A 25,775-nucleotide genomic window follows, 5' to 3' on the forward strand; every position below is an offset into this window, starting at 1 on the left:
AACAGATACAATCAGCTTAAGTTAACTCTAGTCATTTTTTTTGACATCTCCATGACCTAGAACAGGATTCCGTGACTTTATGCAGCCTCATCCCAGTTTTGATCTGATCCGCCAGCTTCCCATTCACTCTTTAGGTGTTGAAGTGTTTGAATATGTGCACCGGCAAACGGGTGCCCAGCACATTCATTTAAAAGCAGATCGTGATGAAAACGTTTTTCTGGTCGCGGTGCGGACGATGCCTCAAGATTCAACGGGCGTTGCGCACATTCTGGAACATACCGCTCTTTGTGGCAGTGAGCGTTACCCGGTACGCGATCCTTTTTTTATGATGACCCGCCGCTCACTCAATACCTTTATGAATGCGTTCACCAGCAGTGATTGGACGGCTTACCCCTTCGCCAGTCAGAACAGCAAAGACTTTTACAATCTGATGGATGTGTACCTGGATGCGGTCTTTTTCTCACGTCTTGATCCGCTCGATTTTGCCCAGGAGGGCCATCGTTTAGAGTTTGCCGAAGCTCAGAATCCTGATACTGAGCTGGTGTTTAAAGGCGTGGTCTATAACGAGATGAAAGGTGCCATGAGTTCACCGACCTCAACCCTCTGGCAGACCTTAACGCGTTATCTCTTTCCAGAAACCACTTATCACCATAACTCGGGCGGTGAGCCTACCTGCATTCCAGATCTCAGTTATGCGCAGCTCTGTCAGTTTTATAAAAGCCATTATCATCCCAGCAATGCTGTGTTCATGACGTTTGGGAATCTAGCCGTAGAAGATCTGCAAACACGTATGCATGAGCAGGCTTTATCTCGTTTTGAAGCCAGCTCTATGCAGTTGCAAGTCGCGGATGAAAAACGCTACTTTGCCCCCATTCGCGTGGAGGAGGCTTATGCGCTGGAGCAAGAAGATCTTTCGGGCAAAACTCATCATGTCCTCGGTTGGTTGTTGTCACCTTCGATCGATATTCATGCATTGATGGAGGCGCATTTTATGTCACGCGTCTTGCTCGACAACTCCAGTTCACCCTTGCGGGCGGCGCTGGAGTCCTGCGGTCTGGGGAGTGCGCCTTCTCCCCTATGTGGGCTGGAAGACTCCAATCGTGAAATGAGCTTTATGTGTGGCATTGAGGGCAGTGAGCCGGACAAAGCGGCTGAGTTTGAAGCCCTGGTACTGGCGACCTTAACCCAGGTCGTGGAGGAAGGGGTTGATCCACGTGTGCTGGAAGCTCAGTTGCATCAATTGGAGTTGAGCCAGCGTGAAATCACCGGTGATGGTTATCCTTTTGGTCTGCAGTTAATTCTTTCCAGTCTATCGGCGGCCATTCATCGTGGTGATGCGCTAGCGGCGTTAAATATCGATCCTGTCCTGGAAGCTTTGGGTGAAAAAATTAAAGATCCACAGTTTGTTCCAAACTGGATCAGCCAGCATCTCTTAAACAATCCGCATCGTGTGCGTGTCACACTCAGACCGGATGCGCAGTTAGGCCATTTGCGCGACGCGGCAGAAACAAAACGTCTCGCTCAACTCAAAGCTCAGCTTAGTGAGGCTGAAAAGCAAGCGATCCTGGAGCAAACTCGCGCCTTAGAAGAGCGTCAACTGCAAGTAGATGATGATTCAATTCTGCCCTGTGTGACGCTGGAAGATGTCCCTCTCGATCTACATCTGCCGGAAGCTCAAACCTTACCCGCCACGGATCTGAATCTGACCTGGTACAGTGCTGGAACCAATGGGTTGAACTACCAACAGATCATTCTCGATCTGCCTGAACTCAGTCCAGAAGAGCAAGGCCTATTGCCGCTTTATAGTTATTGCCTGACGGAGCTGGGGTGTGGTGAGCGTGATTATCGTACCAATCAGGCGTTACAAAGTGAGTTAACGGGTGGATTGAGTGCGTACACCAGCATCCGCGGTCACCTGCAAAGCGAACAGCGGGTCAGTGGTTATTTAGTGTTATCGGCTAAGGCTTTGAACCGTCATCAAACCGCTGTCGCTGAGTTAATGGCAGAAACCCTGATGCAGGCGCGTTTTGATGAGTTGCCACGTATCCGTGAAATTGTCGCACAACAGCGCTCGCGTCGTGAGCAGTCGATCACTGGTCGTGGGCACTCTTTGGCCATCAGTGCGGCCAGCGCCGGTTTTAGCCCAGCGGCTAGGTTGGCACATGAGACCACGGGACTTGCGGGTATTCTAGCAATTAAAGCCCTAGATAAACGCTTAAATGAGGCTGCTGCCCTGCAAGCATTGGGGGATAGCCTGGCGCAGTTACATGGCAAAATTAAAAACGCGCCTCGACGTTTTTTATGTGTCGGTGAGGCTGAGCAGCAGGCTGGGATGGTGCAGACACTTGAGCAGATCTGGAAGAATCTACCTGTAGAGCCGCAGAGTGCGCCTTTCCATCTTCCGGCTACGCGCTCACCTGTGCGTCAGCTTTGGTTGACCAGCACACAGGTCAACTTCTGTGCCTTGGCTTTTCCAACGGTGACCGCGGCACATCCAGATGCCGCAGCGTTAACCGTCTTGGGTGATTTCCTGCGTAATGGGTATCTACATCGTGCGATCCGTGAACAGGGAGGGGCCTATGGTGCCGGTGCGGGTCAGGATAATGGCGATGCGGTGTTCCGCTTCTTCTCCTATCGTGATCCACGCTTACAAGCGACTCTGGATGATTTTATGCGCGCCAAAGACTGGCTGCTCAGCCAAGAGCATGAAGGACAAAAGTTGCAGGAAGCGATTCTTGGCATCATCAGCTCGATTGATAAGCCCGGCTCACCTGCGGGTGAGGCTAAACAAACCTACCATGCCAGCTTAAGTGGACGTACTCCAGAAGAGCGTAGACGCTTCCGTCAGCGTATCCTCAGCGTCACTCTGGCTGATATGCAGCGTGTTGCCGAAACTTGGTTAGACCCCGAGAAATCCAGTATCGCGGTGGTAACACACAGTAAAGCCGCCAGTGAGTTAGGTGCGGAGTTTGAGCGCATCGAGTTGTAATGGCAAAAAGCCAAGGCCATAAGGGTTAAATCTTGCAACCTTTAGTCTGGGGAGCCAGCCTAATCTTTGGATCTGAGCTGGCTCTGGTGCTGAGTGGCATAATGATTCGTGAAGTCAGCGATAGTTTACCAACCGCACAGATTGTGTTTTTGCGAAACCTTCTAGCACTTCTCTGGTTACTGCCTTGGATACTGCGTCATCCGCGAAAACTAACGCCGGGGCAACGCCTACCGATCCATCTCTTACGTGCTGCTTTAGGTGTGTCTGCGATGAGCTGTTTGTTTTATGCCTGGGCACACTTGCCGCTGGCACAAGCGGCCATGTTGAAACAAACCGCACCTTTCTTTCTGCCCTTTATTGCGCTCTGGTGGCTCAAAGAACGTATCCGTTCAAGTATGTTGATCTCAATCTTTTTAGGATTTGTCGGCATCGCTTGTATTTTGCAGCCGGAAGAGGGACGTTGGCATACGGCTGTGTTCATCGGCTTACTCGGTGCTTTTCTGGCGGCCACCGCTAAGGTTTCAGTGCGGCGTTTAGGCGCAGAAGAATCGCCTCAAACCATCGTGGTTTATTTTGCGATATTAGGCAGCCTATTCACCGCGTTACCTGCGGCGTGGCATTGGGTTCCGATCAGTACAACGGATGGGTTGTGGTTGTTGGGGATCGCGGGCTTGTCCACCCTAGCTCAACTTCTGATGACACGTGCTTATACCCTGGCTCCGGCAGGGCAGCTGGCGGCCTTTACCTATTCATCCGTTGTTTTTGCCGCCTTGATCGGCGCCATCGTTTGGGATGAACAGATTAACGCCTTGACCTGGATCGGGATGTTCATCGTCTGTATGGCGGCGGCTTTAATCCTATATCGGCGGCCGAGTGCGGCGGCAGTTGAGCCTCATCGAGAGTCCAGATCACGATAAAGATGATAGATGCGTTCCACTGCGGGGAGCTGACGCTGCGTTTTAATCGACCACTGAGCCTTTAACTCAACTTGAAAACCAGCGTGGGTGTAGAGGTGTTGAACTTCGTCATGACTCACACAGAAGGGTGGCCCTTGTTCATCCCGAGGTTCTCTTTCTAGGGTGATCAATAAAAGATGCACCTTCTTGGGCAGTATCTTTGCTAAGTGGTCGACATACTTTTTGCGTAGATCCGGTGGCAGCGCAATTAATGCCGCACGATCATACACTGCTTCAACCTGCTGCAGATGCGCGGTTGTTAAGTTGAAGAAATCGCCACAGAGCAGCTCAATTGAGCCTGATTGCCAGTGACTAAACTCATCCTGACTTTCTGTTCGATAGGGTAAGGCATTTTCAGTGAAAAAATCCTCTACTGCCTTAGGGCTCAGCTCCACGCCTAGGATGGGATGGGAGGCTTGGGCTAGCCAAAGCATATCGAGACTCTTACCACACAGCGGCACAAAAACACGACAACCTGGCACAATTCCCAGCTCGCTCCAGTGTTCACATAAGTAAGCGTTGATCTCTTGTTGGTGAAAACCTATCTGTTGATTTTGCCAACGCTCATGCCAAAAGGCCGCATTCATGAGATGGACTCCTTCTCGGCGGGGTGAGAGAGTAATTCTGAAAGTTGTTTAAATAAGGTTTTCTGCAGTGTCTGTAGACTGGGTTGGTCGGCTTCAGACCAGGGCAGAGGACGGCACATCTCCAATGTTTTTAGGCCGATACGAGCGGTGAGAAGTCCGGCGCCGACACCTTGTCCTAAACGCGCAGAAACGAGCGCACCGGCACTCGCAGCCAGCGTCTGTTGGCTCAGCTCCAGAGCCAGCTCGCTCACCCCCATCAAAGCCATCGCTTGGAGTACCTGCTTAAGCAGAGACAGTTGCGCTGGGAGTTGATTGGAGACCCCGTAGAGACGCGAGAGTTCGCGCATCATGCGCCAATTCCGCCAGAGTACCAGTAGCATATCAAAGCTCACGAGTGGGCTGGCACTGACGAGGGCACCACATACCAAGCTGTTGCGACTGATACACTCAATGCCACGCGCATCCACGGCTGCGCGCAGTTCCATCGATAGCCGCTGCAGAGCTTCATGCGCCTGCAGATGTTCAGGGCATTGGGTCCAGGCCTGTGCGAGGATCGCTTCCAGTTCTGTGTGTGCGGCGTAGTCTTGCAAGGCTTGTCGCCAGCGTACAAATGCCGCATCGGTTTGTGCACTTGAGGTGTCGAGTAATAGCGCTTGAGCCTGCTCACGTAGGGCTCGTGCTAGGTTTAAGCGACGACGACTGAGGTAAGCACGCCCGAGGCTTAAAATAAGCAATAAAAAGAAGCTACCTAACACCAAGGCTAAAGCAGAACCTAGATACACGGAAAGCTGAAAACCCCAGCTGAGCCATAGGTAGAGTTCACGAGTAAAAAGTAGACTGATTAGTAGCATCAAGCTGACTAGGAAAGCACGTCCTAGCCATGGCTTTGAAGGAGAGTTAACTGATCCTGCAGGTGTGGACACCTGCGGGTTTTCTTCTGCGTCTAAACTGGCACGCACGGCATCGATAGAAAACTCTTGCGCCGGTAAGTAGCGGTTTTGAGGCTTAGCGCGGGCACGAATGAGTTGATCCGGTTTGAACTCTTGGGGTTTTGACATCATTTACCTTCTGAGCCGATTAAAGACGATCACCGAGGAGCGCCTCCAGTGCTTGATCTAGGCGTAAATGATCACCTGTGTCACTTTGATGAGGCTGGATCGCTTCGGGAGCAAAATCAATAAAACGAAAACGCCCTGAATGCCAATCCTGGGCTTGCGGCAGATGGGTCGGGATCTCTCCTGGGAAAATAGCGATTTCTTGACCATCACTCAAGCGTCGGCCCGTTAAACAAGAGAGCTGCTGGCCATCGACCTCCGCCAAGGCGGGACGCGTGGCGCGCACCGACGCTAGGGAAAGACTTTGGGTGGTCACGCCATTAAAGCGAATTTCCCGTGAAGACTCTTGTAACATGAGGTTCAAAAAGACCTGTAAATTCGCCTGCTGATTCGTCGTCACATGATCTGCTTTGGTGGCGGCTAACAAAACCTTGTCAATTTTTGGACTGAAAAGACGGCGCAATATACCGTTACGTCCATACTGAAAGCTGCGCAACAATTCCGAAAGTGCCGTTTGCATATCCTGAAAACAGTGTTGTCCTTGATTCAGGGTTTTAAGTAAATCAACAAGAATAATCTGGCGATCAACCTTGGCCAGGGTGGTCTGATAAAAAGGTCGTATTTGTTGCTCGGCGTAATGGCGATAAGCCGTCTGTAAGGTCTCTAAATAAGAACCTGCAGGGATTTTTTTACGCGCTTGTGGCATCAGCGGCAACGGCCAGATCGGGAAAACAGTTAAATCTTTGGTCTCTTTTTGTTCTCTCGGTAAGAGGAAACGGCCGGGTTGTAACAGGCTGAAACTATGTGGCGCCTTTTGCAATTGCTGTAACAATTGCTGATATCGGTGTGCAAAGCGCTGCAGAGTCTCGGGGTGGGCGGGCGCTAACCAATCCACTTCAGACAGTGCAGCTTGCCAATCCTGGGTGAGCGCCTGTAATGCAGGCTGGGCGAACCTTTGCGCAGTAAACTGGCACCAGCTCAAGTAGTCCATTTCCAAGAGCGGCAGATCCAATAACCACTCACCGGGATAATCGATCAATTCAAGGTAGAGAATTGCACTTTCACCCAGCAAGCGTTTTAAGGCTTGGCGGGGACGGTAGCGTATTTCGAGTGTCACGCCCGATAGGCTTGAAGTCGAACGCGGCCATAAAGGGGGCTGATGAGTTAAGCCTTGGAGATTCTCGCGCCAAGGAAATAGTGCTAACCCAGCAGGGGGATCTGGACAAACACGCACAGCCTGGATACGTCCCTGACGTGCAGGTGTGAAAAAGGGTAAGGCCCCTGGCTGGTCGCTGTGTAGTAGATGATGAATCAAACTGCTCAGAAAAACAGTTTTTCCGCTGCCGCTTAAGCCTGTGACAGCTAAACGTAAGCGTTGCGCGGCTGCGCGTTGCCAGTGCTGACGCGCCTGAGTATGCAGGCGCTGCCAAGAGCCTTGTGTTTTCAATCCTAGCCTCAGTTTTGTTCCGGTTCATAGCCCAGATTAGGAGCTAGCCAGCGTTCAGCTTCCTGCATGCTCCAGCCTTTGCGTTTAGCATAGCTCTCTACCTGATCTTCACTGATTTTACCTATTCCAAAATACTGAGAATCTGGATGGCTAAAATACCAACCACTGACCGCAGCGGTGGGGAGCATCGCATAGGTGTCGGTGAGGGTGATGCCGATCCGCTCTTCGACCTGTAACAGCTGCCAAATCAGATCTTTTTCGCTGTGCTCGGGGCAGGCGGGATAGCCGGGCGCTGGACGTATGCCCTGATAGGCTTCTTTAATCAGAGCCTCATTGTCGAGCTGCTCATCTGCGGCATAACCCCAGAACTCACGGCGTACACGGGCGTGCAAATGTTCTGCAAAAGCCTCGGCCAAACGGTCGGCGAGCGCTTTGACCAGGATCGAATTATAGATATCCTGTTTCGCTTCAAACTCCGCGACCAGTGCATCCACTCCAAAACCGGCACAGACAGCAAAAGCGCCGATCCAATCCGCTTTGCCGCTCTCTTTCGGTGCAACAAAATCGGCTAGGCAATGATTTGCTTTGCCGGCAATTTTTTGCATCTGCTGCCGCAGATGATGCGTGCGCATCAGAACCTGTTCGCGACCTTCATCGACGTAGAGCTCCAAATCATCATGGCGAATTTGATTAGCAGGAAAGAGTCCCATCACCGCACGGGCCTGCAATCGCTTATTTTCAATCAGATCGTCAAGCATCACCAAAGCATCCGCGTAGAGACGGCGTGCCTCTTCACCGACGATTTCATCCTCCAGAATGCGTGGAAAACGACCCGCAAGTTCCCAGGATTGGAAAAAAGGTGTCCAGTCGATGAAATCACGCAAGCAGTTAAGATCATAATCTTCAAAGACCTGAATGCCCGACTGCAGGGGTTGTGGGGGAGTGTAGGTCTGCCAGTCGATCGGCAGGGCATTACTACGGGCGGCCTCTAAAGTGACGCGGCGAGAGTCTTTTTGACGCTCGGCATGACGTTCACGTACTGCCTGATATTCTTCTTTTATCTCTTTGACGAAGTTAGATTTTTTCTCTTTAGAAAGCAGCGCCGATGCCACGCCCACAGAGCGTGAGGCGTTGGTCACGTGCACCACCTGATCGTTTTTGTAGTTGGGTTCTATCTTGACCGCCGTATGAGCTTTTGACGTTGTGGCCCCACCGATCATTAGAGGGATTTGGAAACCTTGGCGTTGCATCTCTTTTGCGACATGCACCATCTCATCTAAAGAGGGTGTAATCAAACCGGAGAGGCCAATAATATCGGCATTTTGTTCGCGTGCAGTGCGTAAAATGGTTTCACAAGGTACCATGACACCCAGATCGATCACCTCGAAGTTATTACACTGCAACACCACGCCGACTATGTTTTTACCGATATCATGCACATCTCCCTTAACCGTCGCCATGATCACTTTGCCAGCGGAGCTGCTGGCATTATCGGCTTTGGCTGCTTCGATAAACGGCATCAAGTAGGCGACGGCTTTTTTCATGACACGAGCCGATTTCACCACTTGTGGCAGGAACATTTTGCCAGCGCCAAAGAGATCACCGACCACGCTCATGCCATCCATTAGAGGGCCTTCAATCACTTGAATTGGGCGCTCAAACTGCTGACGACACTCTTCGACATCCTCATCGATAAAGTCGGTGATGCCTTTGACCAGCGCGTGTTCGAGGCGTTTGGCAACGCTATAGCTACGCCATTCGGCGTCCTGAACGACGGCTTCGGCGCCATCGCCACGATATTTTTCAGCCAACTCCAGCATACGCTCAGTGGCATCGTCGCGACGGTTGAGAACGATATCTTCAACGTGTTCACGGAGTTCTTGTGGCAGGTCATCGTAGATGGCGAGCTGGCCAGCGTTGACGATCCCCATATCCATGCCATTTTTGATGGCGTGATAGAGGAAAACGCAGTGAATCGCCTCACGCACCTTGTCATTACCACGAAAAGAGAAGGAAACGTTGGAGACGCCGCCAGAGATTTTGGCGTAGGGCAGATGTTGCTTGATCCAATGCGTGGCCTGGATGAAGTCTACGGCGTAGTTGTTGTGCTCTTCAATTCCCGTAGCGATGGCAAAGATATTGGGATCAAAAATGATATCTTCAGGTGGAAAGCCCACTTTTTCCGTGAGTACCTGATAAGAGCGCTGACAGATTTCAATCTTGCGCGCATAGGTGTCGGCTTGGCCGGTTTCATCAAACGCCATCACCACGACGGCCGCGCCATAACGGCGAATTTTGCGTGCTTGTTCGATGAAGTTTTCTTCACCCTCTTTCAGGCTGATGGAGTTGACGACGCCTTTGCCCTGAATGCGCTTTAAGCCTTCCTCGAGAATATCCCACTTAGACGAGTCGAGCATGATGGGGACACGCGAAATGTCTGGCTCCGAAGCGATCAGGTTCAGAAAGCGGATCATCGCGGCTTTGGCATCCAACATGCCTTCGTCCATATTGATATCGATGATTTGAGCGCCGGCTTCTACCTGCTGGCGCGCGACTTCCAGAGCGGTTTCAAAATCACCTTCTTTAATCAAACGTCGAAAACGTGCCGAACCGGTGACGTTGGTGCGCTCACCAACGTTAATGAATAGGGTGTTGGCACCGATGTTCATCGGCTCCAGGCCCGCCAGACGGCACTCAACCGCGATATCGGGTAAAACGCGCGCGGGGCAGCTTTCTATAGATTCACGAATGACGCGAATATGCTCAGGTGTGGTGCCGCAGCAGCCGCCGACAATATTTACAAATCCAGATTCGGCCCATTCACGAATCTCGACGGCCATCTGTTCGGGTGTTTCATCATACCCCCCAAACGCATTCGGCAAACCGGCATTGGGATGAACAGAAACATAGGTTTCGGCAATACGTGAAAGTTCTTCAACATACTGGCGGAGTTCTTTTGGGCCTAGAGCGCAGTTCAAACCGATGCTGATGGGTTGGGCATGGCGAACTGAGTTCCAAAAAGCTTCAGTGGTCTGGCCGGACAGGGTGCGGCCAGAGGCATCGGTGATGGTTCCGGAGATCATCACCGGCAAGCGCAGGCCGTGATCATCAAAATACTGCTCGACGGCATAGATCGCGGCTTTTGCATTCAGCGTGTCAAAGATGGTTTCAATCAGAATAATGTCGGCACCGCCTTGAATCAGGCCGTCGATCGACTCGGTATAAGCGGCCACCAGCTCATCAAAGGTGACATTACGGAAACCCGGATCGTTGACATCCGGTGAGATGGTGGCCGTGCGGTTCGTCGGGCCTAGAACACCAGCTACATAGCGTGGACGATCCGGGGTCAGGGCGCTGATCTCATCACAGACTTCGCGCGCGAGACGTGCCGCAGCCACGTTGATTTCATGGCTGAGGCTTTCCATCTCATAATCCGCCATGGCAATCACGGTGGCATTAAAGGTGTTGGTCTCAATAATGTCCGCACCGGCCAAGAGATAGTCACGATGGATCTGTTGAATCAAGGCAGGTTGTGTCAGCACCAATAGATCATTATTGCCTTTAACATCCACCGGCCAGTCGGCAAAGCGCTCACCGCGGTAGTCCGCTTCCTCTAACTTGTGTTCTTGAATCATGGTACCCATGCCGCCATCCAATATCAGGATGCGGGAATTCAAAGACTCTTCTAGGGCGTGAAATATCGCGGATTTAGTCACTGCTTGCTCTGCCTTACTGAATCGGGATCGAAAAATGCTGCTTATTGTACTCTATCGTACTGCCGCTTGGCTGAAGCTGTTTCATATCAAGTTGAAAAACTTTACGGTGAAAAGCCAAATTGCACAGAAAAAAACCTCCAGCAAACCTTAACATCTGCAAAGGGGGTGGTAGAATCGCGCGCTTTGATCTTGCTCGATGTCATCTTGCTGGGCGGCAGGCCGCCATCATGCTTAATTAAACGGATACTTAACATCATGCTGCAAACTTTTTTAAAAGCTAAGCTGCACCGTGTCTCGGTGACTCATGCTGAGCTGCACTATGAAGGCTCCTGCGCGATTGACGCTCTGTTGTTGGATGCCTCAGGTATACGTGAATATGAGATGATCCATATTTACAACATCAATAATGGTGAGCGCTTTACGACCTATGCGATTCGTGCTGAGGCCGGTAGTGGTGTGATCTCAGTCAACGGTGCTGCGGCACATAAAGCACAAAAGGGTGATCTCTTAATTATCTGCGCCTATGTGCAGCTAGATGAGAAGGAGGCTGAGAGCTTCCAGCCTACCCTGTGTTACTTTGAAAATGCGCGTGCCGATGGGGTGTTTAGTAACGATGAAGAGCTGCGTCAGCGCAATCAGATGACGGGCATTAAAAATGCCATCCCTGAGCAAAGTGCCGATCGTTAATTCAATCCCCCAAGCTCCCAAGCAACCACTCCTAGCGAGTGGTTTTTTTTGTGCTAAATTTGGGGAAACCCGATCAGTCACTTACCTGATTGCGCCTTAAACATCGATTCCTAGGCTTCCTTTGGGTAGCAAACATTGTCGACACTCTTATTTTGAGCTTCTAGGATGATTAGAGGTGCTTGGGCGATGAAATAGACTTTTGTCTGCCTAAAGCTGAGTTAGAGGCGTAAAAATCATCCTTTTGTCTAGGTTCCCTGCGCAGGCCTTTTGGTTAAAGTGTGTGCTCGAAATAGGGGTAAGTGTCAACAATCAATCCCGCCCCTGAGATGCGATTCACTAACAAATAACAAAGGACCCCTCTAAATGTCCTACCACGCAGAGTACACACAATCGATCGAGCAGCCTGAAGTGTTTTGGGCTGAGAAAGCGGCCGAACTCCCTTGGTTCAAAGCGCCCCAACAGATTTTGTCAAAAGATGAGAATGGGATCTGGCGTTGGTTTGCAGATGGTGAAATGAACACCGCTTATATGGCGCTGGATTATCACGTCGAGCAAGGACGTGGTGATCAGCTGGCGGTGATCTTTGATTCACCCGTTACCGATACACGTCGCAAAATGACTTACTTGGAATTGCGCGATGAAGTGGCCCTATTTGCGGGCGTATTAAAAGCTCAGGGTGTTGGCAAAGGGGATCGTGTTGTCATCTATATGCCGATGATTCCTGAAGCTCTGGTAGCGATGCTGGCGGTTGCACGTTTAGGCGCCATTCACTCAGTCGTGTTTGGTGGTTTTGCGCCGCATGAGCTGGCTGTGCGTATCGAAGATGCAGAGCCTAAGGTCGTTGTCTCGGCTTCCTGTGGCGTCGAAGTCAAAAAAGTCATCGAATACAAGCCGATGCTGGATGAAGCCTTGCGCCTTTCTGCGCACAAACCCAGTGCTTGTATCGTCCTGCAACGCCCACAGGCGGAAGCCGCGTTGATCGCCGGTCAGGATCTTGATTGGCAAGAAGCGATGCGTAACGCCGAACCGGCTGACTGTGTGGCCGTGAAGGGTACCGATCCCCTATACGTCCTTTACACCTCAGGCACTACGGGCAAGCCTAAGGGTGTGCAGCGCGATAACGGGGGTCATGCCGTTGCCTTGAAGTACTCGATGAAAGCCATCTACAACATGAATCCCGGTGAAGTCTTTTGGGCCGCCTCGGATGTCGGTTGGGTTGTAGGTCATTCTTATATTGTTTATGCACCACTATTGGCCGGTTGTACCACGCTGGTGTATGAAGGCAAGCCGGTGCGCACTCCGGATGCGGGGGCTTTCTGGCGCGTTTGTGCTGACTACAAGGTAAAAGCCTTGTTTGCCGCACCGACCGCTTTCCGTGCCATCAAGAAAGAAGATCCAGAAGCTTTGGAGTTTGCGAAATACGACACCTCTGCGCTGGAAACCATTTTTATGGCGGGTGAGCGATTAGATCCCCCGACTTATGATTGGACCGTGGAAAAAACCGGCAAACCGGTTGTTGACCACTGGTGGCAGACTGAAACCGGTTGGGCGATCTGCGGCAACCTGATGGGGATCGATCCCAAAACGCCAAAACCCGGTTCTGCAACCCTGCCGATGCCGGGCTACAATGTGCAGATTTTGGACGCCGAGGGCAATCCTTTGCCGGCCGGTGAGCAGGGCTCTATCGCGATCAAGCTGCCGCTGCCGCCGAGCTGTTTGGCGACCGTTTGGGGGGATTTTGAGCGCTTCCGTACGGGTTATTTGAGCGACTTCCCAGGTTACTACACCTCTGGTGATGGCGGTTATAAAGATGAAGATGGTTATGTCTTTATCATGGGTCGTACCGATGATGTCATCAACGTTGCAGGCCATCGCTTGTCAACCGGTGAGATGGAAGAGATTGTGGCCGCGCATTCTGCTGTAGCCGAGTGTGCTGTGATCGGTGTTAACGATCCTTTGAAAGGACAAGCGCCGATTGGTCTGGTCTTGCTCAAAGATGGCGTCAACATCGAAGAAGAGACTCTGGAAAAAGAGCTGGTTGCGATGGTGCGCAAAGAGATCGGCCCGATTGCCTGCTTTAATCGTGCCATTGTTGTTCAGCGTCTGCCGAAAACCCGTTCAGGGAAGATTCTGCGCAAACTGCTGCGTCAGATTGCAGATGGTAAGGAGTACAGCGTACCTTCGACCATCGACGATCCTGCTAGCTTGGCGGAAATTGAAGGTATCATGGATCAGCACGGACTGGTCAGCAAAGCGTAAGCGGACTTTAGCTTAGGTCCCTTTTGAGGCAGCTTCGGCTGCCTTTTTTACGCCATCTAAGCTGGAAATTCACCTCGGGTATATGCCATCCTATGCGCCAGCTGAGTTCTGCATCTGAACTGGCTCCCATCATGAGAAGGATAACAGGGAGATCACCTCATCCGACTGTTTACTCGTCAAATTGCTTTGCGTCTGGCGCTCCTCTGTAGCGCACTGGCACCGGCGTGCCTATATGCCAACACTCTGCGTCTTGAGGTTCAGGGCGTGAGTGATGCACTGGCCGATAATGTACGGGGTTTTTTAAGTATTCAAAGCTTAGAAGATCAGGATGTCCGCAGTGAGAGTCGCTTACGTTATTTACATCGTCAAGCAGAAGGTGAAATACGCCAAGCACTTGAGCCCTTTGGTTATTACACGCCGCAGATTGAGACAGAATTACAGCGCCTTGACTCAGGTGATTGGCAGGCGCGTTATCGCATCGATCCCGGTGTGCCCACACGGGTGAGCCGTGTTGAGATTCAACTGCTTGGAGAAGCCGCTGACGACAGCGCCTTCCAATCTTTACTGGCGACTCGTCCTTTGCGCCGTGGCGCGATTCTCAGTCATCAAGACTATGAGCGCCTGAAAACACAATTGCAGTCTTTAGCGGCTGAGCGCGGTTATTACCAAAGTCGTTTTCAGCAACAGCGTATTTTAGTGGACCCCGAAGCCGCTGAAGCGGAAATTGATTTAGTCTTTGATTCCGGCACCCGAGCACGTGTTGGTGAAATACGTTTCGCTGAGAGTCCACTGGATGAGCGCTTGCTACGACGTTATCCGCGCTTTGCGGAAGGGGATTATCTGGATGTCACTCGCCTGGTTGATCTGCAGGGCGCGTTGATCGACAGTGATTATTTTTCCGATGTTGAGGTACGGCCACTTTTAGATGAAATGGAAGAGGGGGTGATCCCCGTACAGGTCAACCTCACTCCACGGCTCCGCACCCTGTATTCAGCCGGTTTTGGTTTTGGTACCGATACCGGTGCGCGTATGCAGTTGGGGATGAATCGGCGTTACATCAATAGCCGTGGCCATAAGCTGGATGCACGTTTACGCTTCTCGGAAATTCGCAACGATCTTTCGGGAAGTTATATGATTCCAGGGCGAGATCCACGTTTTGATCTCTTTGGTTTGCGTGCCCGTTACGCGGATGAAAACAGTGATACCATTGAATCTTCTACGCTGGCGCTGGGTGGCGTTTGGCAACGCCAGATCGGGGATTGGGAAAGAGTCCTGTCGCTCGATTTCGAGCAGGAAGAGTTTACCTTTGATCAAAATACGCAAACCGTTAAGCTGCTGATCCCGCGTGCGCAGTTGAGTCGTACTCTGGCAGATAACCGTTTTAATACGCGCGCGGGGCAACGCATCAGCTTTTCCCTGGCCGCAGCGAATGATGCCTTACTCTCTGATGTTAGCTTTATCCAAGTGAGTGCCAGTGGTAAGCGAGTCGATAGTTTCGGTGAGCGTTGGCGCCTTTTATCCCGCTTGGAAGTGGGGGCCACGCTGGCGGATGAGTTTGATCGTTTACCCGCCAGTCAGCGTTTTTATGCCGGTGGGGATAACAGCATTCGTGGTTATGACTATCAAACGCTGGGCCCCAAAAGCGCCCAAGGCAATGTCATAGGTGGGCGTTATCTGCTGGTCTCGAGCCTGGAAGCGGATTATGAGTTTCGCCCCAATTGGCGCTTAGCTGGTTTTATCGATGCCGGTAATGCCTTTGATGGCTGGAGTGATCCGATCAAAACCTCCTTAGGTTTTGGTGTACGTTGGCAGTCACCGGTGGGCCCGATCCGAGTGGATCTGGCAACACCGATACAGGATTCAGGCGTTCGTATTCATTTCACATTAGGACCTGATTTGTGAAGTTAAAGCTTTTTCTCTGGTCACCTGTTTTATTGCTTCTTTTCCTGATCTATCTGGTCTTGGCTCTGATTTATCTTCCTGGCACGGCGAGCATGGCGTTAAAACTAGGGCAGCGCTTTGCGCCGGGTGAGCTGCAATTTGCACAGGTCACCGGCTCTCTGGCGGGTCCCATTCAAATTCATGAGCTCAGTTACCGTGATCAAGACTTTTTCCTTGCAGTCCACCGCCTGAGTCTTAACTGGCAGCCTTCCTGCCTAATCAGTGCCGAACTCTGCTTACACAGTTTGCGCCTAGATGATACCCAGCTGCGCTTGCCCGAGCCCCAAGCGGCCACCGAGCCGAGTCCTGAGTTTAGCTTGGCTGATCTGCAGCTGCCTGAAATACACTTGCCTTTGGCGCTAAATATCCGCGAAGTCGCGCTGTACAATACACGGGTGGAGCAGGGGGATGCGGCTTATCTGCTGGAGTCCCTGCAGTTGAGTTTGCACACTGAGGGCAGTGAAATTCAATTGAATGAGCTGCGTGCCCGTCATCAAGATACATTTATTGCCTTACAAGGTCGCTTAGATCCACTAGAGAACTATGCGCATGCTTTGACGCTGAGCTGGTTTCTCGATCCTGTCGATCTCCTTGAAGTCAGTGGTGTGTCTTTAGAAGACTCAGGGATAAACTCGATTATTCAGGGGCAGCTTGAGTTGTCCGGGGATAAACACAACCTGGAGTCACACTTACAACTCTTCTTGGAACATCAAGAGACCGGTCCGGTACAACTCAATTGGCAGTTGCAGCTGGAACCGGTAGAAGAAAGGCTCACGCTAAAGTCCTTGTTGCTAACCTTAGAAGAAACCGGGACTGCCTTGCAGTTGCAAGGGCAGTTCGAGTCATTTGCACAGGGCCAGCTGCAGCTCAATTGGACGCCACTCAATTGGCCTCTACGACCCGAGGCCGGTGATCCGGAATTCAGTCTGGCGCCAGGACAATTACTCTGGGAAGGTCGGCTCGAAGACTATGCGCTGAAATTACGCACCTCGCTACAAGCCTTAGACTATCCTCTGCTTGCCCTGGAGTTGGATGCGGAAGGGGATCTACAACAATTGTCACGCCTTGAGCTGCGCGTCCAAGAGCCTGAAGGTCAAGCCACGCTCAGTGGGCGTTTGGGTTGGCACGAGCAGATCAATTGGCAGTTGGCTTTATCTGTTGAAAACTGGGGGTTACAGCCCTGGGCTGGAATCGAAGGGTTGATCCAAACTTTAGCTTTAGAGTCGCAAGGGCGGCTGTTAGCGCAAGGCCCTGAATTTAATGCCGAACTGCTTCACCTCAACGGCCAATTACTCGATGAAGCACTGTCTGGACAGGGGCGTTTTCAGCTCAGGGGTGAAACCTTGGCAATCGAAAAGCTGGCACTGAACTATGGCCCAGCCCGAGCTGAGGTACACGGCCAAGCCGGGCCGGAGGCTTTAGGGATAGAGTTTGATCTTTCTGTGCCGGATCTGGCCAGCGCCTGGCCCGGTGCGCAAGGGCGTGTACAGCTTCAAGGGCAAGCACAAGGGGCGTTTACTGAGTTAAAGCTGGACGCTCAAGTGAGCGCTGCACAGCTGGCATTAGCGGATATAGCCTTACAGTCGCTGGATGGGCATATCGCCGTGGATCTCAGTGGCCAGCAGAGATCACAGATCCATCTTCAAGCACAGGGGTTAGCGCTGGGTACCGAGCGTATCACGCTGCTCGAACTGGAAGGCTCCGGCACACCGGAGCAACATCAGTTGAGCGCTCAATTACAAGGGCGTGATCAATCCCTAGCGTTGAATCTACAAGGGCGTTGGCAAAGTCCGCGCTGGCAAGGCCAGGTGCAAGAGCTGTCTCTGTTTCGACAAGAGATCGGCGCTTGGCAGTTATCCGCACCCGCTCAGGCCAATTTTCATGGCGAGAATCAAAGCTTTCAGCTACAAGATCTGTGTTTGCAGCAACAACAGGGAGATGCCCAGCTTTGCGTACTCGCGAACCGTTCGGCACAGGGTCGTCTTGAAGCCGAGCTGAATCTAGCTCAACTTTCACTGCGCCTCTTAGATCCTTGGTTGAATGGCACCGAATTGGAGGCGAACGCGGAATTACAAGCGCGTTGGTTGCAACCTGCACAGGGTTTGCCCAGCGCCAATCTCACCCTGCGCACTACGCCTGGACAGATGCGCGCGCCTGATGGTCAGATCGAGCTGGCTCTCGAGCCTCTCTCTTTAGACGCGACTTTGAATAACGATCAACTCATCACACGTCTGAACCTGGATTGGCCGGAGTTACAAGGGCGTATCGCGGCTGAAGTCAGTGTGCGCCAATTTTCGTCACAACAGCTGCTACAGGGTGAAGTGGATCTGTACTGGAATGACCTCAACCTGATCAGCCTGTTTGCCCCACAAGTCCAAAATCTACAAGGCCGTGTGCTGGGGCAGCTGCAGCTTTCAGGGCAGGTGTCTTCACCCCGTATCCTTGGAAGCCTAGACTGGATGGGTGGCAGTGCTGAACTGCCGGCTTTAGGGATCACCTTGGCCCCGATCGAGATCAGCCTACTGGCTGATGGTGCACAGGCTGAGCAGATGCAGTTGAGTGGTCGAATCGGTTCTGGACCGGGCCAGATTCTATTGCGCGGTGATTTGAATCTGGAGACACAGACCGGTGCCTTACGTATTCGCGGTGAAGAGTTTGAAGCCATGAATACAGAGATCGCTCTGCGTATATCACCGGATCTTCAGGTAGATTTAGGCACAGAGGTGTTACGACTCGGGGGTGAGGTGCTGATCCCTTACGCACGTATCGCTCCGCCCAAACAGCAGTTACAAAGTGTGGTGCGGGCTTCTGATGATGTGGTGTTGGTCCAGGATCTCGAGCAGGATCTAAGCGACACAGGGCTCAGATTAATCACCGATATCCGTTTGCGCTTAGGGGATTCGGTCGAGGTAGATGCCTTTGGTTTTAAAGGCCGTTTATTGGGTAGCTTACGTATTCTGGATGATGGTCAATCCGCAACGCGTGGCTCCGGCTCCATTCAGGTGGAGAGTGGCCAGTATCGGTTATATGGCCAGGACCTCACCATCTCACGCGGTAGCTTAGTCTTTACGGGTGGACCGATCGATAATCCAGGTTTAGATCTGCGGGTCAGTCGTTTTGTCGATGATGTGGAAGCCGGAGCACGTGTCGGCGGCAGTTTACGCTTGCCTGAACTCACACTTTTTTCCGTACCGGCGATGCCTGACAGCAGTATTATGTCCTATCTGGTTCTAGGGCGTGGGCCGGGAGAGAGCTCGGCCGCTGAACAGTCGATGATGATGCAGGCTGCGATGGCTTTGACTTTGCAAGGCGGGAATCAGATCAGCGGACAAATACGCGATAGTCTGCAGCTGGATGAGCTGGGTTTTGACAGTGATGATACTGGCCAATCGGCATTCTTTATTGGTAAATACCTCACCCCCAGACTCTATGTCCGTTATGGCATCAGTTTATTGGAGTCGGTAGAGGTCCTGACCTTGAGTTACCGCCTTTCATCCATGTGGCGTGTTGAAACCCAGAGCAGCAGCCTAGGCAGTGGTGCGGATTTCTTTTACACCCGTGAGCGTTAAGGCGTTAAGGCATGGGTCGAGTCTGGATACTGGCCTGGCAGGCGTTGATTAAGGCCGTAATATCCGGTTGATCCAACTGCTCGGGTTTGAGGAAACGCTCGGCGTAACGTCGGTAAGCACCAGAGCGCAAAAAGAGTTGGAACACCTCAGCGTCCAGATGCTGCTCTTGCACCATCTTAAGCATGATCTGTAAGGATTCAGACAGGGTTTTTCCCGGTTTGTAAGGACGATCGGAAGCGGTTAAGGCTTCATAGACATCGGCTACGGCCATGATCTTCTCTTCCCAACTCATCTGTTCAGAGGTCAGACGTTTAGGGTAGCCGCTACCATCCATCTTCTCATGATGATGACCAGCAATCGCCGGTACACGTTGTAGATGCTCAGGCAGGGGAAGAGATTCAAGCATGATGATTGTGTGCACGATATGTTCATTGATGCGAAAGCGCTCTTCTTCACTGAGTGTTCCTCGGCGTATGCACAGATTATACAACTCACCTGTATTGAGCGCGTGAGCGGGGAGCTGCATATCAAACCCCCAACGGTTACGCGGGTCCTCGGCACGCACCGGCGGTATACGCTCTCCCCAAGGTTGAATATGCTCAGCTTTGTCTGCAAGTAGAAACTCTGGACAGGGTAAGGGCGCGGCAGGCAACATCTCTAAGCGTGCCTGTTCATCCTGTGATAATCCCAGGCGATCGTCAAAATGACGTAACCAGGTTCTTCTCCCAATTTGTTGAATACGCTGAATCACCTCATCCGATAAAAACTCGCCCCCCTGATTTGCGGCCGCAATCAAGGCAAATTCCTCATGTAGCTGCGCCTGAGTCTGGCGGCAAAGCTGTTCTGCTAATGCCGCCGGCTGGCCTTTGAGCTGGGCCTGTAAGCAGCTGATTTCAGCATCTCGGTGCAGTACCTCAAAACGCACACGTATCTCGTGGATGCGGTTATAAATCGTTTCTAATTTGGTGGCTTTATCGATAATAAACTCAGGGCTAATAATTTTTCCGCAGTCATGTAACCAAGCCGCCAGATGAAAAGCCTGGCGTTCGCGAGCATCCAGCCTAAACGCGGCAAAAGCAGGACTCTGATCACGCAGGGCAGCGTCTAGAATCATTTCGGCGAGTTCGGGGACACGTTCACAATGGCCACTGGTGTAGGGGGATTTGGCATCAATAGCATCCGCAATCAATTTGATAATGGCATCCAGTAACGCTTGCTGGGACTTGATGAGCTGACGGGTTTCAATCGCCACCGCCGCTGAGCCTGAGATGTCATCCATAAAACGACAGACAGCCTGGCGTTCTGTCTGCTCAAGCACCCCCTCCAGATCGATGATTAACAAGCCCAAGGTGGTTTTGCGTCGATCTTGCAAAAGACTGGCATGTGCTTGCGAATGCGCCGCTTTGAGAGGCAAATCGGTTTGCTCTAAAGGTAGATGTGACGGGTATAGCACTTCCCCAAATTGGGTATGTTTCTGCAGAATTTTTCGTTCATTATCGACTAGATAAATGGCACCTTGTCGGCATTTGACGGCCTGCAATAGGTACTCTAAGACTTGGCTGAGCATCGGATCGAGCGCCTCTTCACGATTCAGCGTGAGGGCAATGGACTCAAAACTTTTAATGGTTTCCGCCATGCCTTGCAAGACATCGCGCAACTGCTGCACCTCTTGGATGCGTGAATGCACCTGAATCGGCTGGCTAAAATCAAAGTGAATTAAGGATTGAATCTGATCGGCCAGTTGATACAGGGGTTGGCCAATCCGTCGCCCTAAAAAGATACCCAATAGAATTAAAGCGGCCAGTAACAATAAGGCCCAGCGTGCCTGATTAAGTAAGATGTTCCAAACGTCGGCAAGCAGCTCTTGAGCTGGGGCGGCAATTAAGATGCGCAGATTTTCATCATTAAATGCGGTGAGATGTGAGACTAAGCCATACCAAACCCGCCCATCACTGTGATACCTAAGTGCCTGACCTTCTGGGATAGGGTGATCGAGCAGGTGCGAGAGAGGGACAATGTTTAGCTCATCTAAAAAGGCTAAACGGGTATTATGCTCTTCGCGTAATATCACCCTCTGTAAATCCGGGTAGGCCAGCACCTTGTTATCAGCGCTGAGTAGCGCAATTTCGGTGTGGGGTGTCAGTTTTAAGCCCTGCATCTGGTCGCTTAAATCATGTGTTGTCGCATCCAGCCCCATCACCGCACGACCATTGGAGGCACGTTGTGCCAAGGTAATCCCGACCTCTTGAGTGGTAAAAAAAACATACGGGGGCGTCAGAACCGTATGTTCGGCCTGTAGTGCTCTCTGGTACCAAACGCGGGTACGCGGATCGAAGCGATAATCTGGTTTTTTGCGTGTTTCCAGAAGTTGGTATTGATCGTTAAAAAAACGCCACTCACCTGTCCAGGGGAAACGACTGGATGTCTCGGCAAGGCTAATCGTTTGTAGTACAAAGCTGGCTTCGGATGGAGGTTGGAAGAACTCACGATTTTTTGCATGATCGAGATGACGCAGCAGTAAAAACTCGCCTGTGTCGTAACCGATATAAATCGCACTCAGCAGGGGATTGGTTTGCAGTGTCTCGGCCAGCGCGGGCACACGGTTGAGGCGCGTGGGTAGATCCTGGGCTTGGGTCAAAGGGTCGTGGCGCAGCAGGCGTAAAGCGGCTTGCCCGGGTTCTACCAGAGCGCGGATACGCTCTTGCGTAAAACGCGTGAGTTGTTCGGCGGATTGACTAGCGGTCTCCACCATGGCCGCTTCCATGCCACGATAGCCTTGATAAATCAGTGCCGCAGCGGTGAGGAGCATACTTAAGGCCACCACCAATGCGACTAAAAACTGCAGGGGGATACGGCGCATAACCCACCTCAACCTATATAAGGATTAGCCTAGCGAGGCATTACCCTTACCCCCTGTAATGACGCTAAAGGTTCAGGACGCGATAAATAATACCCCTGTACATAGTCAACACCAATTTCACGCAGAATGCTAAGTGTTTCAGCATCTTCTATGCGCTCGGCAATGGTTTTTAAGCCCATAATATGACCTATGTTATTAATTGACTCGACCATGGCCTGATCAATACGGTTACGCGCTAAGTCTTGAATAAAAATACCATCGATTTTCAGATAATCGACTGGCAACTCTTTTAGGTAAGCAAAAGACGATAATCCACTGCCAAAATCATCCAGTGCAAACTGGCAGCCGAGTTGCTTTAACTCATTGATGAAAGTCCGTGCGTTGGCCGGATCGGCTATCGCGGCTGTCTCAGTGATTTCAAAGCAGATGTATTGTGCAGGCACTTGATGACGCTGCAGTTGTTCGCGAATTAAATCTAGGCAATCGACTCGACCTATCGAAGCACCCGAAAGGTTGATGGCACAAAAGGTGGGTTTGGCCTGGCGCTTTAACTGATCACCTAACCAGGCTAGGGTATTGCGGATGACCCATTGATCAATCGCAGGCATTAAACCAAAGCGCTCTGCAGCAGGAATGAAGGCACCGGGCGGCACTAAATTTCCCTCTTCATCCAGTAGGCGCGTTAGGATTTCATAGTGGGGGATGGCATCGGGTTGCGGCTGCACCGGCTCGAGCGTTTGGTAATAAAGACGTAGTCGATCATTGTCTAGAGCGCCTTGAATACGGCTCGCCCATTGAATTTGTCCCTTACGCTGGATCAGCTCTTGGTCATCCGGTTGATACAGTTGTACCCGATTGCGGCCTAGATCTTTTGCGGCATAACAAGCGGCGTCGGCATGGCTGAGCACTTCATCTAAGGTGCCACAGTCATCTGCGATGAGAACCATGCCGATACTGACACCGACGGAAAACACCTGTCCTTCCCAGCTAAAACGGAAGCCGGTCACGGTTTTACGCAGATTTTCGGCAATGCTCCAACCCTTCTCTAGAGGGCAATGGCTGAGCAGTACACCAAACTCATCCCCACCTAAGCGCGCTAGGGTATCACTTTGGCGCAGTGTATTTTTCAGTAGATTAGAGAGCTGTTTGAGCAGTGCATCTCCGGCGCGGTGGCCGCAGGTATCATTGACAATTTTAAATTGATCCAGATCGAGGTAGCAGAGCAGATGGGCACTCGGTTGGGTACGCGCTTCTTGAATCAGCTGATCTAGACGTCGTTCAAACTCGCGCCGATTGATCAGCCCGGTTAGGGTGTCATGGATCGCTTGAAAAGTAAGCAGCTCTTGCAAGCGATTGTTCTGGGTAATGTCCTGCATCACGATCACCCAGCCGATATTTTTTTGATGAATATCGGTGAGCGGGGCGCATTTTAACTGCACATCCGCACTTTGCCCCTTGCGATCGGTCAGGGTAAAGAAGCGACTTTCGATTAAATCGGTTTTCGCCATGCTCTGTTGGCACAGCTCACGCAAAGAAACCGCTTGTTGATCTTGAGTGCGTAAACACAGCAGGGTTTGTAGAGGTTGATTGTAGGCTTCTTGAGCCGACCACTTTAACAAATGGCTGGCCATTGGATTTAGATAGATGGTTTTCAGCTCCGCATCACAGGTCATTACGGCTTGAGCGATGGATTCTAGGGTCACTTGCGCCAATTCAGAGTGACGATGTAGACGCTCCTCCATACGCTTGCGCTCACTGATATCGCGCAGCATGGCACTATACTGAATCCCTTCCTCTGTTGGGCTGGCACTGGTCGTGACTTCGAGCGTCATGCTTTCGCCGATGGCGTTGCGCGCGATCACTTCATGCGGGCCTTCTTGGCTGGAGCTGGCCAAATGCACCAGCAGGCTTTCCAGAGGTGTATGAGGATATAAACGTGCACTGTCTGGATGTAAGAGAAGATTGGCTGACTGGCCAACTAGCTCATGTGCGGGTTGTCGAAATAAGATCTCAGCGCCGGGATTGGCGCTGGTAATGATCCCCTGGCCGGTGAAGGTGATGATGCCATCGCGCATATCACGGACAATCAGCCGTGTCCGTGTGACCATACGATTTAAGTTGGTCATAACACGGTTGTATTGATGGGCGATCTGTCCAACTTCAGTAAAGGGTTCAACCGGCACTTTCTGTGTCATATCACCACTGCGTTCCTGTTGCTGCATCGCCTGCAATAGATCACCTAACTCAGTGCGGGCGCCGTGCTCACTCACATTTAAGCCGGCCTCTTCAGCCTGAGGTGTCACGCGTAGAGGCGTGAACCTTTGCAGCAGCCCCAATAGACACCAAGCCGTTGGAAACACAAATAAGGCACAACTTAGGATACCGAGAAGTTGGACTTGTACTTGTTGCCACTGACTCAGTCCGGTTGCCAATAAGTGTGGCTGTCCAAAGAGGGCTACGGCCAGCGTCCCCCAGATACCTGCGGCTAAATGCACCGGAACGGCAGAGATGGCATCATCTAAGCGTTTCTTTAGCATCCAGCGTTCGGTCAGAAACATGCATAAAGCACCAATTGCTCCAATGAGGGCGGCCATAGGCGTTGAGACAACATGGCAACCTGCGGTGATCGCCACTAAACCCGACAAGGTACCGTTAATCGTGAGCACGGTCGTGCGTGCGCTTTCTCCGTTCAGGTGTGCTAAAAGCATCCCCAGCAACCCGCCTGCGGCAGCCGCAATCAGGGTATTGATAATGATCCCCGCCACGGCTGGCGTGAACTCAAGTGTGCTTCCGCCGTTAAAACCTATCCAGCCGATGATAAAAAACAGCATGCCCAAAATCGCCATCGGCAGATTACTGCCTGGTATTTCGCGTATCTCTTCTCCTTGAAAACGACCACGCCGAGCGCCGATGCGCATGACCGCCGCCAAAGCCACCCAGCCGCCGAGGCTATGAACAACGCTGCTGCCGGCAAAATCAACAAACCCTAAGGACTCTAACCATCCCCCCTGTTCATTTAAGGCTCCACTCCATACCCAGTGACCAAAAACAGGGTAAATGAGTAGGGTAATCATCGCCGTAATAAAGACGTAGACCAAAAAGCGGCTGCGCTCCGCAATGGCACCGGAAACAATCGTGGCGGCGGTGGCACAGAATGTTAGCTGGAAAAAGAAAAAGCTGGCGTGCCAGAAGGGATCATCCACAAAGTCAGCCGCAAACCAGCGACTGTCTAGTCTTGGCAGATCATGCTCGCCAAACATAAGCCCAAAGCCCAAAAGCCAGAATAGGGCGACTGCCACGATTAGATCAAAGGCGTTTTTGAGTGCCACATTGATGGCATTTTTACTGCGCGTAAGACCCGACTCTAAGCAGAGGAAGCCTCCTTGCATGATTAAGACTAATATCGCCGCGAGAAGAATCCACATTGCATCCAGCGCACTCTTATCGACCATACATAATCCCTCTAATATAAAAATGCACCACATAGCAGCATTTCTAAACACAGACCGAGGTGGTGATAGCCTCTGTGCATGGCATCGGCAGCTTTGATGTGGGGCATTAATTAGAAAGCATTATCTATGCCATAGAAGATCTGGGATTTTGATAGCGAAAAAGGAAAACTTGAGGCAGAATAAACGGGTTTGAATGAGTTCGACTGATTAGATGAGAAGAACCTATTCAAAGACTCTAATAGCAGGTTTTATTCTAA

12 protein-coding genes are annotated in these 25,775 nt (G+C 51.6%); 6 read left to right on the forward strand and 6 right to left on the reverse strand.

All coding sequences use genetic code 11. The annotated features are described in order from the left end of the window. Positions 1–79 precede the first annotated feature (79 nt). Together E1H14_RS05305 and E1H14_RS05310 are read left to right on the forward strand one after the other, a co-directional pair. The gene (locus E1H14_RS05305) at positions 80–2,989 is read left to right on the forward strand and encodes an insulinase family protein (protein WP_149390412.1); all 2,910 of its coding nucleotides are present in this window, start codon (positions 80–82) and stop codon (positions 2,987–2,989) included. A gap of 32 nt (positions 2,990–3,021) precedes the next feature. After that, entirely contained in the window at positions 3,022–3,906 is an 885-nt protein-coding gene (locus tag E1H14_RS05310; protein WP_149390413.1) for a DMT family transporter, read from the forward strand. Here the strand turns inward: E1H14_RS05310 and E1H14_RS05315 are convergent. Genes E1H14_RS05315 through metH form a run of 4 tightly spaced genes read right to left on the reverse strand, consistent with a single transcriptional unit; the run spans position 3,882 to position 10,750 of the window. Next, positions 3,882–4,532: a thiopurine S-methyltransferase gene (locus E1H14_RS05315; RefSeq protein WP_149390414.1), complete on the reverse strand. Its 651-nt coding sequence runs from the start codon at positions 4,530–4,532 to the stop codon at positions 3,882–3,884. The genes E1H14_RS05310 and E1H14_RS05315 overlap by 25 nt on opposite strands. Next, positions 4,529–5,590 (reverse strand): TIGR01620 family protein, encoded by a 1,062-nt coding sequence (locus E1H14_RS05320; RefSeq protein ID WP_160142027.1) that lies wholly within the window; start codon positions 5,588–5,590, stop codon positions 4,529–4,531. Before E1H14_RS05320 ends, E1H14_RS05315 begins: the two co-directional genes overlap by 4 nt. Before the next feature lie 19 nt (positions 5,591–5,609). Further along, positions 5,610–7,034 (reverse strand): YcjX family GTP-binding protein, encoded by a 1,425-nt coding sequence (locus E1H14_RS05325; RefSeq protein WP_160142028.1) that lies wholly within the window; start codon positions 7,032–7,034, stop codon positions 5,610–5,612. A gap of 8 nt (positions 7,035–7,042) precedes the next feature. Next, positions 7,043–10,750 carry a methionine synthase gene (gene metH / locus E1H14_RS05330; RefSeq protein WP_149390417.1) on the reverse strand — a complete coding sequence of 1,236 codons (3,708 nt, stop codon included), beginning with the start codon at positions 10,748–10,750 and terminating at the stop codon, positions 7,043–7,045. A gap of 255 nt (positions 10,751–11,005) precedes the next feature. Between metH and panD the strand changes: the two genes are divergently transcribed. From panD to E1H14_RS05350, 4 genes are all read left to right on the forward strand, one after another. Continuing rightward, positions 11,006–11,437, forward strand: coding sequence for an aspartate 1-decarboxylase (gene panD, locus E1H14_RS05335; RefSeq protein WP_149390418.1), 432 nt, complete (start codon positions 11,006–11,008; stop codon positions 11,435–11,437). Between the two features lie 363 nt (positions 11,438–11,800). Beyond that, the gene (locus E1H14_RS05340) at positions 11,801–13,696 is read left to right on the forward strand and encodes a propionyl-CoA synthetase (protein ID WP_149390419.1); all 1,896 of its coding nucleotides are present in this window, start codon (positions 11,801–11,803) and stop codon (positions 13,694–13,696) included. Positions 13,697–13,882: 186 nt separating this feature from the next. Beyond that, positions 13,883–15,598, forward strand: coding sequence for an autotransporter assembly complex protein TamA (locus tag E1H14_RS05345; protein ID WP_268814355.1), 1,716 nt, complete (start codon positions 13,883–13,885; stop codon positions 15,596–15,598). Further along, a complete protein-coding gene (locus E1H14_RS05350; RefSeq protein WP_149390421.1) occupies positions 15,595–19,206 on the forward strand; it encodes a translocation/assembly module TamB domain-containing protein in 3,612 nt (1,203 codons plus the stop codon). The genes E1H14_RS05345 and E1H14_RS05350 overlap by 4 nt, the downstream gene beginning before the upstream one ends. A gap of 4 nt (positions 19,207–19,210) precedes the next feature. On the opposite strand, the gene E1H14_RS05355 is transcribed toward E1H14_RS05350, so the two are convergent. Together E1H14_RS05355 and amt are read right to left on the reverse strand one after the other, a co-directional pair. Further along, on the reverse strand, positions 19,211–22,066 hold the full coding sequence (locus tag E1H14_RS05355) for an HD domain-containing phosphohydrolase (RefSeq protein ID WP_149390422.1): 2,856 nt from the start codon (positions 22,064–22,066) through the stop codon (positions 19,211–19,213). 29 nt (positions 22,067–22,095) lie between these two features. Then, on the reverse strand, positions 22,096–25,518 hold the full coding sequence (gene amt / locus E1H14_RS05360; RefSeq protein ID WP_149390423.1) for an ammonium transporter: 3,423 nt from the start codon (positions 25,516–25,518) through the stop codon (positions 22,096–22,098). Between the last annotated feature and the right edge of the window lie 257 nt (positions 25,519–25,775).

The sequence above is a fragment of the Nitrincola tapanii genome (assembly GCF_008368715.1).
Classification (GTDB): Bacteria; Pseudomonadota; Gammaproteobacteria; order Pseudomonadales; family Balneatricaceae; genus Nitrincola; species Nitrincola tapanii.

Coding starts and splice junctions, on each gene's coding strand:
- E1H14_RS05355 (WP_149390422.1), bottom strand. CDS start 22,066: ATGCGCCGTATCCCCCTGCAGTTTTTAGTCGCATTGGTGGTGGCCTTA.
- E1H14_RS05315 (WP_149390414.1), bottom strand. CDS start 4,532: ATGAATGCGGCCTTTTGGCATGAGCGTTGGCAAAATCAACAGATAGGT.
- amt (WP_149390423.1), bottom strand. CDS start 25,518: ATGGTCGATAAGAGTGCGCTGGATGCAATGTGGATTCTTCTCGCGGCG.
- E1H14_RS05340 (WP_149390419.1), top strand. CDS start 11,801: ATGTCCTACCACGCAGAGTACACACAATCGATCGAGCAGCCTGAAGTG.
- E1H14_RS05320 (WP_160142027.1), bottom strand. CDS start 5,590: ATGTCAAAACCCCAAGAGTTCAAACCGGATCAACTCATTCGTGCCCGC.
- panD (WP_149390418.1), top strand. CDS start 11,006: ATGCTGCAAACTTTTTTAAAAGCTAAGCTGCACCGTGTCTCGGTGACT.
- E1H14_RS05305 (WP_149390412.1), top strand. CDS start 80: ATGCAGCCTCATCCCAGTTTTGATCTGATCCGCCAGCTTCCCATTCAC.